Genomic DNA, 15,489 nt, shown 5'->3' with positions numbered 1-15,489 from the left:
CGTCACTGCTGATTGAGGAGTCTCGTGGACATTACCCAATTGCTGGCGTTCAGCGTCAAGAACAAGGCGTCGGACTTGCACCTTTCTTCCGGTCTGCCGCCGATGATCCGGGTGCACGGCGACGTGCGGCGCATCAACGTCGACGCGCTGGATCACAAGCAGGTGCATGCCATGGTGTACGACATCATGAGCGACACGCACCGCAAGCACTACGAAGAGTTCCTCGAAGTCGACTTTTCGTTCGAGATCGAAGGCTTGGCGCGCTTTCGCGTGAATGCCTTCAACCAGTCGCGCGGCGCGGCGGCGGTGTTCCGGACGATTCCCTCAAAGATCCTTTCGCTCGAACAGCTCAACGCGCCCAAGATCTTCGGCGATCTGGCGCTCAAGCCGCGCGGCCTGGTGCTGGTTACCGGCCCCACCGGCTCCGGCAAGTCGACCACGCTGGCGGCGATGGTCAACTACCTCAACGAAACCGAGTACGGCCACATCCTGACGGTGGAAGACCCGATCGAGTTCGTGCACGAGTCGAAGAAGTGCCTGATCAACCAGCGCGAAGTCGGGCCGATGACGCTTTCGTTCGCGGCCGCGCTGCGCTCCGCCCTGCGCGAAGACCCGGATGCAATCCTGGTCGGCGAAATGCGCGACCTGGAAACCATCCGCCTCGCCATGACCGCGGCCGAAACCGGCCACCTGGTGTTCGGCACGCTGCACACCTCGTCGGCCGCCAAGACCATCGACCGGATCATCGACGTGTTCCCCGGCGAAGAAAAGGACATGATCCGCGCGATGCTTTCGGAGTCGCTGCAGGCCGTGATTTCGCAGACACTGTGCAAGACCAAGGACGGCCAGGGCCGCGTGGCAGCGCACGAGATCATGCTGGGCACCCCCGCCATCCGAAACCTGATCCGCGAAGGCAAGGTGGCGCAGATGTATTCGTCGATCCAGACCGGCCAGGGCCAGGGCATGCAGACGCTCGACCAAAACCTGACCGACCTGGTGCGCCGCAGTGTCATTTCGGCGGCCGAAGCGCGGGGCAAGGCGAAGATTCCTGAGAATTTCCCCGGATGACTGTGGCTCACCCCCAGGCTTCGCGCACTTCGTGTCGCTTTCGCCCACCCCCTTCCGGGGGCAACACCAGCGGCCCGGCAAAGCCGGTTCCGCGGTGTTCCCCGAAAAGGAATACCCTTTTAAACGCTGCGTTCGTCCAACAATGACGGCACACTGAATCAGGAGTCGCAATCATGGAACGCGATCAAGCCAGCCAGTTCATCAACGACCTGCTCAAGCTCATGGTGAGCCGCAACGGCAGCGACTTGTTCATCACCGCCGACTTTCCACCAGCGATCAAGGTCGATGGCAAGGTCATCAAGGTGTCGGGCCAGGCGCTCGGCGCGCAGCACACGCTGGCGCTCACCCGCTCGATCATGAACGACCGGCAGACGGCGGAGTTCGAGCGCACCAAGGAGTGCAATTTCGCGATCTCGCCGACCGAGATCGGCCGCTTCCGGGTGAACGCGTTCGTGCAGCAGGGCAAGATCGGCATGGTGCTGCGCACCATCCCGCAAAAGCTGCCGACCATCGACGGGCTCGGCATGCCCCAGGTGCTGAAGGACGTGGCGATGACCAAGCGCGGGCTGACCATCCTGGTTGGCGCCACCGGCTCGGGCAAGTCGACCACGCTCGCCGCGATGGTCGACTGGCGCAACGAAAACTCGCAAGGCCACATCGTCACGGTAGAAGACCCGATTGAATTCGTGCACCCGCACAAGAACTGCGTGGTGACGCAGCGCGAAGTGGGCATCGACACCGACTCCTGGGAGGCCGCGCTCAAGAACACCTTGCGGCAGGCGCCCGACGTGATCCTGATGGGCGAAATCCGCGACCGCGAAACGATGGACCATGCCATCGCCTTCGCCGAGACCGGCCACCTCTGCATGGCCACCCTGCATGCCAACAGCGCCAACCAGGCGCTCGACCGGATCATCAACTTCTTCCCGGAAGAGCGCCGCACGCAGCTGCTGATGGATTTGTCGCTGAACCTGCGGTCGCTGGTGTCGCAGCGCCTCGTGCCCACCGAAGACGGGCGCGGCCGCGTGGCGGCGGTCGAGATCCTGCTGAACACGCCGCTGATCTCCGACATGATCCTGAAGGGCGAGGTCGGCGAGATCAAGGAAATCATGCGAAAGAGCCGCAACCTCGGCATGCAGACCTTCGACCAGGCGCTGTACGACCTGTTCGAATTCAACGCCATCTCGCTCGAAGATGCGCTGCGCAACGCCGATTCGCAGAACGACCTGCGGCTGCAGATCAAGCTCAACAGCCAGCGCGCCCGCACCACCGACCTTTCGGCCGGCACCGAGCACTTCGCGATAGTCTAGGCTCGCCCCCAGGCTGCGCGGCACTTCGTGTCCGCTACGCCAACCCCCTACCGGGGGCAACACCAGCGGCCCGGCAAAGCCGGTTCCGCGGTGTTCACCGGGAATCTAGGCTCGCCCCCAGGCTGCACGCACTTCGTGTCGCTGCGCCAACCCCCTGCCGGGGGCAACACCTGCGGCCCGGCGGAGCCGGTTCCGCGGTGTTCACCGGTAAGCTGCGGGGATGACCTCCACCATCACCTCCAAAACCTACGAAACCAGCCCCTCGCGCAAAGTTGCCTTTCTTGGCCTTGGCGTGATGGGGTACCCGATGGCCGGCCACCTTGCGTTGGCGGGCCACAGCGTCACGGTCTACAACCGCACGGCGGCCAAGTCGGGCGAATGGCTGGCGCAACTCACCGAGGCGAAGGCCACCGGCACGCTGAAGCAAGGTGCCACGCCGCGTGAAGCGGTGGCGGGCGCCGAGATCGTGTTCTGCTGCGTCGGCAATGACAACGACCTGCGCTCGGTGGTGCTCGGCGACGACGGCGCATTCGCCGGCATGGCGAAGGGCGCGGTGTTCATCGACCACACCACGGCCTCGGCCGACGTGGCGCGTGAACTGTCCAAAGCCGCGCTCGCGCTGGGCTTGCAGTTCATCGATGCACCTGTTTCCGGCGGCCAGGCCGGTGCGCAGAATGGCGCGCTCACGGTGATGTGCGGCGGCGACGCCGCGACGTTCGACCAGGTCAAGCCGGCGATCGCGGTCTTTGCGCGCGCCGTCACGCTGCTCGGCGAAAGCGGTGCGGGCCAGCTCGCCAAGATGGTCAACCAGATCTGCATCGCGGGGCTGGTGCAGGGCCTGAGCGAAGCCATCGCCTTCGGCCAGCGGGCTGGCCTCGACATGGAGGCCGTGCTCGGTGTCATCAGCAAGGGCGCGGCACAGAGCTGGCAAATGGAAAACCGCGGCAAGACCATGATCGACGGCAAGTTCGACTACGGCTTTGCGGTCGACTGGATGCGCAAGGATCTGGGGCTGGTGCTCGACGAGGCCAAGCGCAACGGCGCCCGGCTGCCGGTCACGGCACTGGTCGATCAGTTCTATGCCGACGTGCAGCAGTCCGGCGGCAAGCGCTGGGATACCTCCAGCCTCATCACAAGGCTGAAGTAGCCGCGCGCCGGACTCAGCGCACCGGCGCGGTCGTCGCGCCGCTGCCGGCGGGTGCCGGTGCCGCCGTTCCGCCCGTCGAGGGCAGTGGCGCCATCGGCGGCAGCGGCACGCGTCCGGAAGACGACGACGCCCCCCCATCCTGAACCGGCGGTGGCGGTGCGCCGGTGCCGCCCTGGCGGGTCTGCGTCGCGGCCAGGTCGGCCTCGGAGACGACCTCGACCACGCGCACCACCTTCTGCACACCCGGCACGCCGCGCGTGATGTCGGTCGCGCGGTCGACCTCGCGGCGCGTGGCAATGCCCAGAAGGTAGACCACGCCGCGCTCGGTCACCACCTTGAACGCGTTGGCGAAAATGTCCTTCTGGTCGAGCAGCGAGGCCTTGACCTTGCCGGTGATGAAGGCGTCGTTGGAGCGCTGCGGCAGCGTGCTGCCCGGGCCGACGGTGACTTCATTGACGACCGAACGCACGTTGTCGACCCGCGAGACCGATTCCTCGACGCGGCGCCGGTCGCCCTCGTTGCCGACCGTGCCCACCAGCAGCACCTGTCGGTTGAAGCTGATCACGGTGACGTTCATGTCGTCGTTGGCGATGTCGCGCACGCGGGCAGCGCCACGCAGTTCGATGCCCTGGTCGTCGAGCTGGGCGCCCGAGCTGCGGCGGTCGGTCGCGACCATGCCGGCGCCGGCGACGGCCGCCCCGCCGATCACCAGCGGTACGCAGCCCGCGAGGCCGGCCACCAGTGCGGCGCCGGCCGTGAGTGCGCACGCCAGGCGTTGAGTGGATGTCATCGTCATAGGGAAACTTCCTGTTCTCCGAGTAGCTGGGCGTCCACACCGTCGCACATGCAGTGCAGCGCGAGCAGGTGGACTTCGTGGATACGTGCCGCACGCTCGTGCGGCACACAGACCTGGACATCGGTTTCGCGCAGCGCGCGCCCGACCGCACCGCCGTTGCGCTCGCCGCGGCCGCCGCCCGGCGCATTGCCGAGCAGGGCGACCACGGTCATGTCGCGCGCATGGGCCGCCTCGACCGCGGCCAGCACGGCGGCGGATTGCCCGCTGGCGCTGATTGCCAGCAGCACGTCGCCGGCCTGCCCCAGTGCGCGCACCTGGCGCGACAGCCGGTCGGCATCGGCGGATTCGGGCGTGTCGGCCAGCGGATCGGCACTGTCGCCGGCCAGCGCGATGGCGCCGAGTTCGGGGCGCTCGCGCTCGAAGCGGCCGACGAACTGGGCCGCGAACTGGGCCGCGAGCAGCCCGGAGACGCCAGCGCCGCAGGCGAGGATCTTGCCGCCGCTGGTCACGCAGGCCAGCAGCGCCTGCATCGCTTGCGAAATGGGTTTGCTGAGGGCGGGCCCGGCCTGGTACTTGAGGTCGGCGCTGTCGATGAAGTGCTGCTGAATGCGTTGCTCGAGCATGTTGGCCCGGATGATAGCGACAGCCGGTGCAACAAATCGTGTTAGCCCGCGTCGAACGCGCCCTGCAGCCACTCGATGCCGTCGCCCTCGACCAGCACCACGTCGAACCGGCACGGCGGCCAGCTGCGCAGCTTCATCAGGTAGTGCCGCGCCGCGAACACGATGCGGCGCTGCTTGACGCCGGTGATGCTGCCGCCGGCACCGCCGTGCGTGCCGCTGGCGCGCCGGCGCACCTCCACGAAGACGAGCGTGCCGTCGCGCGGCGCGCGCATGATCAGGTCGATCTCGCCGCCCCCGCGCCCCGGGGTTCGATAATTGCGCGCGACGAGCAGCAGCCCGGCATCGAGCAAATGCGCGAGCGCCGCGTCTTCACCGGCGTCACCACGCTGTTTCGTCGTCCCTGATCTCTTGTTCTGGAGAAACACCCTTGAGCTCCCTGGCCCCCGCTTCGTTCGGCGCCGCACTGCAGGCGGCGCGCGATGCCGCGGGTGCGCAGCATTATCCGCAGGGCACGCTGTACGTGGTTGCCACGCCGATCGGCAACCTGGCCGACATCACGCTGCGTGCGCTGCATGTGCTGGAAATCGTCGACGCGATCGCCTGCGAAGACACGCGCCACACGCAGAGCCTGCTGCGCGCCTACGGCATCGACCGGCCCGGCGCCCGCCTGCTCGCCGTGCACCAGCACAACGAGGCCGAGGCCGCACAGGGCGTGATCGCGCGGCTCGCGCAGGGCGAACGCATCGCCTATGTGAGCGACGCCGGCACGCCGGGCGTGAGCGACCCCGGCGCCCGGCTCACGGCCGCGGTGCGCGAGGCCGGCCACCGCGTGCTGCCGCTGCCGGGTGCCAGCAGCGTCACCACGCTGCTGAGCGCCGCCGGGCTGGTCGGCAGCGAGGACGACGGCAGTGCTTTCGTGTTCGCCGGCTTCCTGCCGACCAAGGCTGGCGAACGCGACACCGCCGTGCAACACCTGGCGCACGAGCCGCGCGCGGTTCTGCTGCTGGAGGCGCCGCACCGCATCGAGGCCATGGCGAAGGCGCTGGCCGCGCTGGGCCCGCGCCGCGTGACGCTGGGCCGTGAGCTCACCAAGCAGTTCGAAGAAATCGCCACCGTCGCTGCCGAGGCCCTGCCGGCCTGGCTCGCGGCCGGCCCGCAACGCACGCGCGGCGAATTCGCGCTGGTGCTGCATCCGTCCGCGAAAGCGGACGACGATGCGGGCGACGGCGAGCGCGTGCTGCGCCTGCTGCTGGCCGAGCTGCCGGTGAAGACCGCCGTCAAGCTCGCCGCCGAAATCACCGGCGCACCGCGCAACGCGCTGTACGACGCCGCGCTCAGGCTGCGCGATCAGGCGTCCAGCTCGGGATAGCGACGGAAGATCCCGTCTTCATTGAACGGGATGCGCCGCGGGCTGTGCAGGTACTCGTGGACGCGCTGGCGCCGCGCGACGTTGCTGTGCAGCCTGGCAACCGATGGCGCCTTGGCCAGCGCACGCGCCGTGGCTTTCGGAAAGGCGTACTGGAGGCCGGCCACCAGCTGGAACAGCGACAGGTCGGCATAGCTCAGCGCGCTGCCGACAAGGTGCGTGTCGCCGGCCGGATTGCGCTGCAGCACCTGCTCGAACCAGCCGAGGAACTTGGGAATGCGCTCGTCGCGGAACGACTGCGCCACGCGCCGCGCCTCGGGCTGCTGGTCTTCGTAGTAGAGGCCGGTGCCGACCGGATGGTGAGTGTCGTGCGCCTCGGCGACCACGTCGGCGATGGTCAGCTGCAGTTGGTGCGTCCAGATGCGCGCCTCTTCGCTTTCGCCCACCAGGTGCAGGCGCGGACCGAGGTACAGCAGGATCGCCGCGGTCTGGCCGACGGTGATGTCGCCGTGCACAAGGAACGGCGGCGCAAAGGGCCCGAACGGGTTGTGCGGGTCGCGCACCCGGCGCATCAGCGCGGCCTCGCCACCACCGGCGGCCGGCGACTCGCGCGCCACGTCGACGTAGTCGACACCCGCCGCTTCGAGCGCGAGGCGGACGAATTCGCCACGGCCCTGGATGGTGGGCCAGTAGTGCAGTTGGTAGGTCATGGAAGGGCCGTTTGCGCTTTCGCCTTATTTTCAACGCAAGCTTCAAGCCAGGCCGGCTGCTGGCAAACTCCACCTCCTCAAAAAGAAGGAAGCTTTTCGATGACCCATGCCATCTACCCCTCGCTGAAGGGCCGCACTGTTTTCGTCTCAGGCGGCGCCTCGGGCATCGGCGCGGACGTGGTCGCCGCTTTTGCCGCGCAAGGCTCGAAAGTCGGCTTCGTCGACATCGACGAGACGGCCGGCCAGGCCCTGGCGCAGAAACTCGGCGCCGACAGCGCGCTGTTCCAGCGCTGCGACGTGACCGACATCGCCGCCCTGCGCGCGGCCATCGACGCGGTACGCGCGCGCTTCGGCCCGATCGGCGCACTGGTCAACAACGCGGCCAACGACCACCGCCACAAGGTGGCCGAAGTGACCCCCGAATTCTTCGACCGCACGGTGGCCGTCAACCTCAAGCACCAGTACTTTGCGGCGCAGGCCGTGGCGCCCGACATGGTGCAGCTGGGCGGCGGCAGCATCATCAACCTCGGCTCGGTGAGCTGGATGAACAAGAACGCCGACCTCTCGGTCTACGCCATGTGCAAGTCGGCCGCGCAGGGCCTCACGCGCTCGCTGGCGCGCGACCTCGGCAAGCAGAACATCCGCGTCAACACGCTGGTGCCCGGCTGGGTGATGACCGAGCGGCAGCTCAAGCTGTGGGTGAAGCCCGAATCCGCCGCCGAGATCGACGCTGCCCAGTGCCTGCCCGGCCGCGTGATGGGCAGCGACATCGCAGCCATGGCGCTGTTTCTTGCCGCCGACGACTCGCGCATGTGCAGCGCGCAGAACTTCGTCGTGGACGCGGGCTGGAGCTAAAGCCACCGCCAAAGCCGCCGCAGGCGCAGAATTCAGCTCTCGTCCGAAAGGAGGTGCCTATGCTGATGGATGCCCCGGTAACCACCATGTTGCCCGTGAAGGATCTGGAGCGCGCCCGACGCTTCTACGAAGGTTCGCTCGGCCTGCGACCCGGCGAGCTGAAGCCCGATGGCAAGTTCACGTACGAATGCGGAGGCACCACGCTTGCGCTGTTTCCGAAAGAAGGCGGCACCAAGGCCGACCACACCGCCGTCAGCTTTCGGGTGCCCGATATCGTGGCGAGCATTGCCGAGCTGAAGCAGGCTGGCGTGGTGTTCGAGAACTACGACTTTCCGGGGCTGAAAACCGTGGAGCACGTCTGCGTGCTGGGCGCGGAAAAGGCGGCCTGGTTTCTCGATACTGAAGGCAACATCCTCTGTTTGCATCAGGATCTGGGATAGGGGTGGGTTGCTGCAGGATTCTCTGCGCAAGATAGCGGCGGAACCGAGCGCGGTTGGAGAAACAAAAAAATCCGGAAGAGTTTGAACTCATCCGGATTTGTATATCTGGTCGCCGCCAGGAATCGAAAACTAGGCTACAAGCCGCATGGATGCTATGCCCGATCGGTTTCTGCGCCAAAAGTACCGACAAAAGTACCGACAAGCGTCACGGTGTCGTCTGCATGCAACGATTGAGAACCTAGCCAACTTAGCAAGCCGCACCTCCACTCATCGGCCAGAGGGCGGCGAAAGATTCATTCTGCGCCGCAGCATTCCAGCAAGATCGAAAGCAACTGCAGGCACTTTCACACCGCCGTCCGCCATTCGTCTCAAATGCTCAAGAGTGCCGACGCCGGCCAAGCTTCCCGAAAGTTCGAGCCGGAAGGCGAGCCACGCGTTGTATGCCTGCTCCCACTCACCTTCTTTTTTGGCCCCAACGCCCAAGGCACTCAGCGCCGCCAGAACGCCGGCACCCACGACGTAAAACGCGAAGGCGGCGCTGCCGACTTCTTGCCTAACTGCCGCAGCGATACCGACCGCAAGAGCAAACGGCAAGAGCAACAACAATCCGCACTTGAGCAGCGCGCCGATGCAGCCAAGTGATGCCGAGTGTCGGGATGGCGGCCCGATCATCGAAAGTGCACTGGCCTGCTGATGCGCAGTAATGGCAGCAAGCCCTAGCCGCAAGAATTCAGGGTCATGCCACGCGGGAACAAAGAGCACATCGGCACAGGCAGACAAAACCTCGTTGTCCACAGCTTCGCGAGGGATCGGCGCACCCTTCTCGGTTCGCAAGGGCAACTTGGCATCAGCGCATTGTTTAAGGATCCCGAGCGCGTACTCCAGGCGATCGCATTGTTCTTGTGGTTCGCTGCTTGACGAGAATTCGACTTCGAGGCGGCCACCTCCGCCGGAGTAGTAACCGCTCTCCGTCAGCGCAGCCTTAGTGACTTTCTGGATCGCTGACCACCGCTTTTGAATCAGAAGCTGGCCTTCCGTTTGCGCCGCTGTGTACCGGTCAGCACCTTCCTCAATGGCGGAATCCATCACGATTTCCAAGAAGTGACCAAAGCCTTTTCATCCGTCTCATGCGTGCTCGCCGCGCTGCGCTGTTCGATGAATGTAGCGAGCGCCTTGCGGGCGCCTTTCGCCTCGCCCGGATAACGACCCGTCAGCAACAGGCAGGCAAACGAGAAGGCGACGCTCGCAATCCAAAAGAAAATCGCAATGCCTAGCATCGACCACATGTATACGGCATTGCCCGAGCCGCCTTCGTACATCTGCCAGCCGACCACACCGATCACGCCGAGTTGCAGCAGCGACCCGAGGTAACCCCACGCGGTACGAACGAGACCGCATAGATCCGACAGTCGGTTTTTCAAGAGATCGCCGCTGAACCGCTGCGAGGAATACCGAAGCAACCCGGAGGTGTGTTCCTCGCTCTCCAGCGACGCTACCGGGACGCCGAGGGCAATGGAAGCATCCTGCAATCGGCGCTTCTGAACACGCCCTTGCTCCCATGCTCCTACCCAGAGGGCAAGCAGGCTTAGTGCGAACGAGGCAACGAGCGCCCCAACGACGTGAACAACTGCAAGTACCATGCGTCCGCTCCTCCGCCGCCACTGGCGACCGATCCATCTTATGTCGCCGAGAACAGGCTTCAAGCGCGGACGAATCAGCCGCCGCGGCAATATTGCTCACTCTCGGGGCAAAGTCTCCAGAGTTTGGCGTTGCTCTCGAAGCGAACGGGAAAACTCCCGCAACACGAACCAGTGGCCACCGGTGAAGGCGTTACGGGCCACCTTTGCTTTTCCTTCGGGGCTCTTTGGACCGGTCGCCTTTTCCCACGGCTTCCATGTGCGGATCAGTTCCGACTGCCGGGCTCTTCGCTCTGGTGTCCAGCCATTGGCCATCGCCAACCTCCAATTCTTTGATTTCCGGGATTTCCTTTTCAACCGCGTGCGCGCCTGCGCGCGTACTGCTCTCGAAACCGTTGTTCACCTGCTGCGGCCCGTTGCTGATGTTGGCCTGCTTCACGAATGCCACCTGGCGCGGGTACTTCAGATCGACCAACGCGGTAATGGTCGATCGGCTCTGAGCCTGCGCCTTCAGGGCCAAGCCGAGGAACGCTTCGAGGTTCCTCTGGAACTGCTGATCCTTCGCACGGCGTGCAAGGTTCGTGAAGATGGTCTGCAGCGCCGTGGCTTGCGAGACAAGCATGGCTTCGAGGTCCGACAGATCGCCCGCCCTCACTCGCTGGGTGGTGGCTTGGATCGCGCCGATCATGCTCATCAGATTGACTTCATCACCCATGTGGCTGCCGTACGCCTGCATGACGCTGCCGGCGTTCACGGCTGGATCGGCGGCAACACGGCCGACCGTTTGATCTAAGGTCTCATCCGGGTTGTTGATGAGCTGTAGGACCTTTGGATCGGGCTTGATGTTCGCTACCGCCTTCGCTTTCTTCTTTACCGTCATGGATACCCCTTTCCCAAAGCGTCGGCGCCCCGTTCCGCGCGCGAGGGCAAGAGGCTCCAAAAATAGGCTTTTACCTGCCTAAGTCGGTCCCAACCGGCCCGTGATTCGCCTCTGTCGCTGGTGGCGTTCAACACCGATGTGCTGCCGGTCATCTCCCCCTTTGGCTCAGACATGACCGACCGCCTCGCTGGACCACCCCGATCCGTCCGGTGCGATCAAGCCGCGAGATACGGTGCTCGATGCAGGAACGACCGGGCAGCGCACGTCTACGATCAGATGCACCCGGTCGTCGTCACTGGCGTTCACAATCTCATGCTCCTGGCTGTTGTCGAACCAATAGATCTCACCGGTTTTCATCTCGACAACTTCGTCTCCGGCGCGGAACCTCGATCCCGCCTTTGCTTGAAGAACGATGTGGAAACGCTCGTAGTAGGCCGCGTGCGATCCACCATCGACATGCGGCGTGATGCGACCACCTGCCGGCAGCTTCGTGATCATGCAGCGTCCAAGGCGTTCGCCCCCCACCCTCGACATCAACCCGAAGATGAGCGGCCGGGCTTGGGGCAACTGGCCGAAGGCCGGATAGTCGATCGATTCGTGCTCGTCCATCACATACGACGCATCACCGGTTTTGACGGCTTGCTGCAGGTCGTTGAAGCGCAGCCAGATGTCCGAGACCTGGAAATGCGGCGACTCCGGGATGGATGTGCGGAGCTTGTTCTGGTTCCACAGTTCGGGCTTCATCTGAACCGCGCACATGAGTGGCATCACGTCGCAGCCATCCGCGATCTTCAAAAAGTTCTTCATCTCGGTTCCTCGTTGGAAAGTTGTGAATGGGTCGGGGCTGTTTTCTCGCTGTTCTCAGCAAACGCGGCGCACCGCTGCGGAAGCGCGATCCACTCGGAAGGGATGGCCTGCCCGCCCAAGCCAGCGCGCGGCCATGCGCCGCAACGACGCGAGCCGGTCCAGCCGCTAAGGTTCGAGCACTCGACGCACATGCGGCGGTCATCGCCATCACGGTCGCGCTTGACGAGCTTGTCGGCCAACGCTTCGGCAGTCGTTTGGCTCGCACCTCTATCGGTGAAGAGCACGACGCGCAGCGTGAACACATCGATCTCCACCGTGTTCATCGCGTCGGAATGCGGCCAGCACCAGCGGTCGGCATCGGTCGCTGGGTCGTTCGCAGCTTTCTTGTCCAGAGGGTTTGCGACAGCGACAGTTGCGACTTCTGCGACAGTTGGGGCCTCTTGGGGCTTATCTGTCGCAACTGTCGCAACTGTCACTGTCGCAAGAGCCCGCAAACTGCCTTTTTTCATCAGGTTGGCGAGGCTCATGGCGACACCCCCGACAGAACGAGCGGATTGATTTGGATGAGCTTTTTCTTGCCCTCCTGCATCAGCCGTGCGCGGCCCAGCTCGGCAAGCTCCTTCACCGCCTCACCGAACGCCGTCTTGTCGCGCAACCCTCCCGGGCCACAACGTTGGACTTCCCGGGTCGGCACCTTATCGGTTTTCTCGCGCCTGCAGTAGTCGAGCAGCCACGTTTCCAGACGCGCCGGGTGCGCCAGCTCGGCCGGCATGGCCAGTTCGCCCAGGAACCGGCGCGCTTCGTTCAGGTGCCACGCCGCGATGCAAGCCCCCGACTCCATCGCATCGAGCACGATTGGGCCGACGTTGCCCTCGAACACATGGAACAGAGCAGCAAGCCGAGCCGCGTTGTCGGCGATCTTGCTGGCCACGTCGCGCACGTCGTACAGCTCCCCACCGGTCGAAAGCATCGACTCGATCTCGTCGTGAAACGCGACCCATGCGGCCTTCGCATCCGGTGACAGCTTCAGCATGGCGGGCATCAGGGCGCCGTCATCATCGATCGGCACCGGCCGGTTCAGGATCGCCGTCAGCCGGGAATTGAACGCCGCCAACGCGGGCCAGTTCGCCGGGGCTTCCGTGAACGGGCGCTGACCTTGGGTCGATTCCGGCCAAGCCACGAGAAACCGGGCAAGAAAGCCGGTGCCGCGTGCCAACCCCTTGGTGCTGTCGAAAAACGCCTGCAAGGTGGCTTCCTGAACCTGCAAAGCCATCGTCAGGCGCGCACCGCGCACCGTGAAGCTCTCGGAACTGCGACGCTCGACCGGAAGTGCAGCACCATCCCAAAGCTGATTCAGCGCGGCCAGGTTGCGCATGACCGAATCCTTGCCCATGCCGTGCGAACCGAAGACGCTGCCCGCCTCGCTGCTGACAACACCACCGGATGGCCATTGTTTGGCAAGCGAGTACGTCAAGGCTTCCGGGGTGGCATCGCCATAGATCAGGCGTGGAATGCGCGGCGTCGTCGGCTCCGCCTTGTCCAGCTCGCGCAGTTCGCGTTCTTCGGCATCACTGGGTTTCCCGCCCTTCGCCTGCGCCTTGATCTTCTCTTTCAAGCCCGCGCGCTGCGCTTCCCAGATCTCATGGTCCGATTTGTAGGCCATCAGCAGGGGCTTGGCGGCCTCCTGCTGTGCGGCCTCGTACTCGCGGATGCTCTTCGTGAAGAAGCCGTCACAGGTCGATTTGCGCTCGCCCGAATCAGCGATCGATAGCAGGAACAAGGAGCACGGGCCGGTCAGTTTTTCCGCCCGCTCTGCGTCGTGATGGGCTTGGATGGCAAGCGAGAGCGCAGCCAGTGCTGACGCCACGATCATTGGGGTCGGGGCTTTCACGAAGCCGGCAACCTCTTCAACCGCCAAGCGCACTGCGGTCGGCAGTGCGTCGATCGGATACGGCGCCGCGTCGATCTTCGAGATCAGCGATTGAACTTCGGGCCACTCGATCACCGGATCTTCCGCCGTCTCGATACCGGCGCGAACTGCAGCAAGACCGGCGTTCAAGTTGCACCACCGATCTGGATCGCGCCAGCGAGCCGGTGCAAGTCGTTGTAGTCGGTGTCCTTATCTCCCCGTTGCAGGCCGCTGAAGTCGGGCACCGCAACCTTGCCGCCGACGATCTGCGCCGCTTGATTCGCAGCGCTCAATCCCGGATTGCCTTCGGTTTTCCAGTCGTCATCGGCCGCGATCACGATCGTCAGGCATGGGTACTTTCCGCGCAACGCCACCGCGACGTATTGGAGGTTGGCGGCATTGAAGGCGACAGCTACAGCGTCGCGCGTCGCCTCGTGCAAGGTCGCACCGGTCGCATATCCCTCACAGACGATCAGGCGCCCGCTGGGCCGGCCGATCGAGTGGTAGCAACCACGTACCCTGCCGCCGAACATGAAACGCTTGACGCCATCCGCAGCGATGGTCTGCAGGCTGTGCAGCTTGCCGGCCACGTCGCGCATCGGAATAAGCAGTTGACGGCCATCGGACCGTATGCCGAACGGCTTCACGGACTTTGCAGTCAGGTAGGGATGAGCGACAGCCGGTGCAGCAGCGTCCCACAGAGCTTGCGCGGCGCCCGCAGCATCGGCGTGACGACGAGCCGTCTCCGTGTCGCGCATGCGTTGCTGCGCCTTGACGCGCTCGCGCTGCAGACGACGTTCCGCCTCAGTCATCTCGCGATCGGACTTCGCGCACCACGTCTGCGATTCACCCGAGCGCCAATCGCCGAACGATCCGGCCGGCACGCCGTCCAGGTGGAGCACGTACCAACCGGCATCATCGCCACGCTTGCCGGTCGGGCTGAATCGATGGAGCTTTCCGTCGCCGTTGATGATGGATGGCGCGGTCATGCCCATCGCCTCGATCGCGGTCTGGAATTGATCCTCGGGGCTCACTTGGCACCGCCGATCTGGATCAGGAATGCATGCGCGGCATCGAGGGTCGGCAGCACCTTCATCATTCCCCAGCGCATCGCGATGTATGCGGCTGCGCCTTCGGCCGGATTGCCACGTATCAGGGCATGACCAGCAAGCGCGTATTGAGCCGCCAAGGTGGCGAACTGCTTCTGTTCAACCTCGCTCACGTCGCACCGCCTTCCGGCTCGCCGACGAGCGTGTAGCGCGCCATGCGGGTGTGAGAGAAGCCGTCGGCCGCGTAGCCGTCGAACAGATCCGTGATGATGTTGTAGCCCAGCGCGCGCAGCCCGAAGACACGCGCACTGACCTGGTAGCAACCAAGCGCGCGGAGATCGTCGGTCGTCTTCGGGCCGCTACGCAGTGCCGTGACGATTCGCAGTTGCTGCGCTTCCGCCGTGGTGCTGATGTCGGTAAACTTAGGGCTCGACTGCTTATTCTTCTGAACCTCGCCGGCTGCAACCTGCGGGGTTTTCTTTTGGCCGTCCATTACGCAGCGCCTCCGGAGCGCTTCGCGATGAAGTCTTCGACAGCAGCCGCGTCCCACACGGTGACCGATGTGCCGAGTTTGAAAGGCTTGGGAAACTTGCCCTCGCGCACCCAACGCCAGACTGTGGCTGGACTGACCGGCAGAAGGCCGTTGCTGTCTTTGGTCGTCGCAATCTGCGCAACCCGGATAACTCGCTGTGACACTGCACACCCCTTGGAAATACGCCGTAGCGCGATGGGGTGACTGTCAGCCGATCATGAGAAAAGGCAGCGGAACATTCTCTAGGGAACATCTGATCAAGAGCACGTTTCTTGCATGAAGGACTGAACCTGCAAAGGAGCACGAGCGATGAGCCAGATCAGTTTTGCGGATGCCGAGCAAGCTGGCAAGAGGAAGAAG

General features: G+C 64.6%; 20 protein-coding genes. 6 read left to right on the top strand and 14 right to left on the bottom strand.

What is annotated here, in order from left to right:
• Positions 1–24 precede the first annotated feature (24 nt).
• The 3 genes from ACSFA8_RS00100 to ACSFA8_RS00090 all read left to right on the top strand — a co-directional run bounded on the left by ACSFA8_RS00100 (position 25) and on the right by ACSFA8_RS00090 (position 3,525).
• Positions 25–1,068 (top strand): type IV pilus twitching motility protein PilT, encoded by a 1,044-nt coding sequence (locus ACSFA8_RS00100; protein ID WP_286541130.1) that lies wholly within the window; start codon positions 25–27, stop codon positions 1,066–1,068.
• Positions 1,069–1,241: 173 nt separating this feature from the next.
• Positions 1,242–2,378: a PilT/PilU family type 4a pilus ATPase gene (locus ACSFA8_RS00095; RefSeq protein WP_435477508.1), complete on the top strand. Its 1,137-nt coding sequence runs from the start codon at positions 1,242–1,244 to the stop codon at positions 2,376–2,378.
• A gap of 220 nt (positions 2,379–2,598) precedes the next feature.
• On the top strand, positions 2,599–3,525 hold the full coding sequence (locus ACSFA8_RS00090; protein ID WP_435477507.1) for an NAD(P)-dependent oxidoreductase: 927 nt from the start codon (positions 2,599–2,601) through the stop codon (positions 3,523–3,525).
• Between the two features lie 13 nt (positions 3,526–3,538).
• Here ACSFA8_RS00090 and ACSFA8_RS00085 read toward each other — a convergent pair whose 3' ends face one another.
• The 3 genes from ACSFA8_RS00085 to ACSFA8_RS00075 are packed head-to-tail and all read right to left on the bottom strand — an operon-like array spanning position 3,539 to position 5,369.
• Positions 3,539–4,321 carry a BON domain-containing protein gene (locus tag ACSFA8_RS00085; protein ID WP_435477506.1) on the bottom strand — a complete coding sequence of 261 codons (783 nt, stop codon included), beginning with the start codon at positions 4,319–4,321 and terminating at the stop codon, positions 3,539–3,541.
• Entirely contained in the window at positions 4,318–4,944 is a 627-nt protein-coding gene (locus tag ACSFA8_RS00080) for an SIS domain-containing protein (protein WP_435477505.1), read from the bottom strand. Before ACSFA8_RS00080 ends, ACSFA8_RS00085 begins: the two co-directional genes overlap by 4 nt.
• 41 nt (positions 4,945–4,985) lie before the next feature.
• Positions 4,986–5,369 (bottom strand): YraN family protein, encoded by a 384-nt coding sequence (locus ACSFA8_RS00075; protein WP_286541124.1) that lies wholly within the window; start codon positions 5,367–5,369, stop codon positions 4,986–4,988.
• A 2-nt stretch (positions 5,370–5,371) separates the two neighbouring features.
• Here ACSFA8_RS00075 and rsmI point away from each other — a divergent pair, with 2 nt between their 5' ends.
• A complete protein-coding gene (gene rsmI, locus ACSFA8_RS00070) occupies positions 5,372–6,313 on the top strand; it encodes a 16S rRNA (cytidine(1402)-2'-O)-methyltransferase (RefSeq protein WP_435477504.1) in 942 nt (313 codons plus the stop codon).
• Here the strand turns inward: rsmI and ACSFA8_RS00065 are convergent.
• Complete coding sequence (locus ACSFA8_RS00065) at positions 6,292–7,020, bottom strand: glutathione S-transferase (protein ID WP_435477503.1); 729 nt, start codon at positions 7,018–7,020, stop codon at positions 6,292–6,294. The genes rsmI and ACSFA8_RS00065 overlap by 22 nt on opposite strands.
• A 99-nt stretch (positions 7,021–7,119) precedes the next feature.
• Here ACSFA8_RS00065 and ACSFA8_RS00060 point away from each other — a divergent pair, with 99 nt between their 5' ends.
• Positions 7,120–7,875, top strand: coding sequence for an SDR family NAD(P)-dependent oxidoreductase (locus tag ACSFA8_RS00060; protein ID WP_435477502.1), 756 nt, complete (start codon positions 7,120–7,122; stop codon positions 7,873–7,875).
• A gap of 59 nt (positions 7,876–7,934) precedes the next feature.
• Positions 7,935–8,315 carry a VOC family protein gene (locus tag ACSFA8_RS00055; protein WP_435477501.1) on the top strand — a complete coding sequence of 127 codons (381 nt, stop codon included), beginning with the start codon at positions 7,935–7,937 and terminating at the stop codon, positions 8,313–8,315.
• Between the two features lie 267 nt (positions 8,316–8,582).
• Here the strand turns inward: ACSFA8_RS00055 and ACSFA8_RS00050 are convergent, their stop codons facing one another.
• The 10 genes from ACSFA8_RS00050 to ACSFA8_RS00005 form a co-directional block, all read right to left on the bottom strand.
• A complete protein-coding gene (locus ACSFA8_RS00050; RefSeq protein ID WP_435477500.1) occupies positions 8,583–9,401 on the bottom strand; it encodes a hypothetical protein in 819 nt (272 codons plus the stop codon).
• A complete protein-coding gene (locus ACSFA8_RS00045) occupies positions 9,401–9,955 on the bottom strand; it encodes a hypothetical protein (RefSeq protein ID WP_435477499.1) in 555 nt (184 codons plus the stop codon). The genes ACSFA8_RS00050 and ACSFA8_RS00045 overlap by 1 nt, the downstream gene beginning before the upstream one ends.
• Before the next feature lie 190 nt (positions 9,956–10,145).
• Positions 10,146–10,832, bottom strand: coding sequence for a hypothetical protein (locus ACSFA8_RS00040; RefSeq protein WP_435477498.1), 687 nt, complete (start codon positions 10,830–10,832; stop codon positions 10,146–10,148).
• 165 nt (positions 10,833–10,997) lie between these two features.
• The gene (locus tag ACSFA8_RS00035; RefSeq protein WP_435477497.1) at positions 10,998–11,639 is read right to left on the bottom strand and encodes an aspartyl/asparaginyl beta-hydroxylase domain-containing protein; all 642 of its coding nucleotides are present in this window, start codon (positions 11,637–11,639) and stop codon (positions 10,998–11,000) included.
• Positions 11,636–12,166 (bottom strand): hypothetical protein, encoded by a 531-nt coding sequence (locus ACSFA8_RS00030; RefSeq protein ID WP_435477496.1) that lies wholly within the window; start codon positions 12,164–12,166, stop codon positions 11,636–11,638. Before ACSFA8_RS00030 ends, ACSFA8_RS00035 begins: the two co-directional genes overlap by 4 nt.
• Positions 12,163–13,698, bottom strand: coding sequence for a YfjI family protein (locus tag ACSFA8_RS00025; RefSeq protein ID WP_435477495.1), 1,536 nt, complete (start codon positions 13,696–13,698; stop codon positions 12,163–12,165). The genes ACSFA8_RS00030 and ACSFA8_RS00025 overlap by 4 nt, the downstream gene beginning before the upstream one ends.
• Positions 13,695–14,582: a toprim domain-containing protein gene (locus tag ACSFA8_RS00020; RefSeq protein WP_435477494.1), complete on the bottom strand. Its 888-nt coding sequence runs from the start codon at positions 14,580–14,582 to the stop codon at positions 13,695–13,697. Before ACSFA8_RS00020 ends, ACSFA8_RS00025 begins: the two co-directional genes overlap by 4 nt.
• Entirely contained in the window at positions 14,579–14,770 is a 192-nt protein-coding gene (locus ACSFA8_RS00015; RefSeq protein ID WP_435477493.1) for a hypothetical protein, read from the bottom strand. The genes ACSFA8_RS00020 and ACSFA8_RS00015 overlap by 4 nt, the downstream gene beginning before the upstream one ends.
• Positions 14,767–15,090, bottom strand: a complete 324-nt coding sequence (locus tag ACSFA8_RS00010; RefSeq protein WP_435477492.1) for a helix-turn-helix domain-containing protein — start codon at positions 15,088–15,090, stop codon at positions 14,767–14,769. Before ACSFA8_RS00010 ends, ACSFA8_RS00015 begins: the two co-directional genes overlap by 4 nt.
• A complete protein-coding gene (locus ACSFA8_RS00005) occupies positions 15,090–15,293 on the bottom strand; it encodes a helix-turn-helix transcriptional regulator (RefSeq protein ID WP_435477491.1) in 204 nt (67 codons plus the stop codon). Before ACSFA8_RS00005 ends, ACSFA8_RS00010 begins: the two co-directional genes overlap by 1 nt.
• Between the last annotated feature and the right edge of the window lie 196 nt (positions 15,294–15,489).

Origin of the sequence: Variovorax nitratireducens, assembly GCF_051216545.1 — a bacterium.
In the GTDB taxonomy this organism is placed as follows: Bacteria; Pseudomonadota; Gammaproteobacteria; order Burkholderiales; family Burkholderiaceae_C; genus Variovorax.
This window is presented reverse-complemented; position numbering and strand designations above follow the sequence as displayed.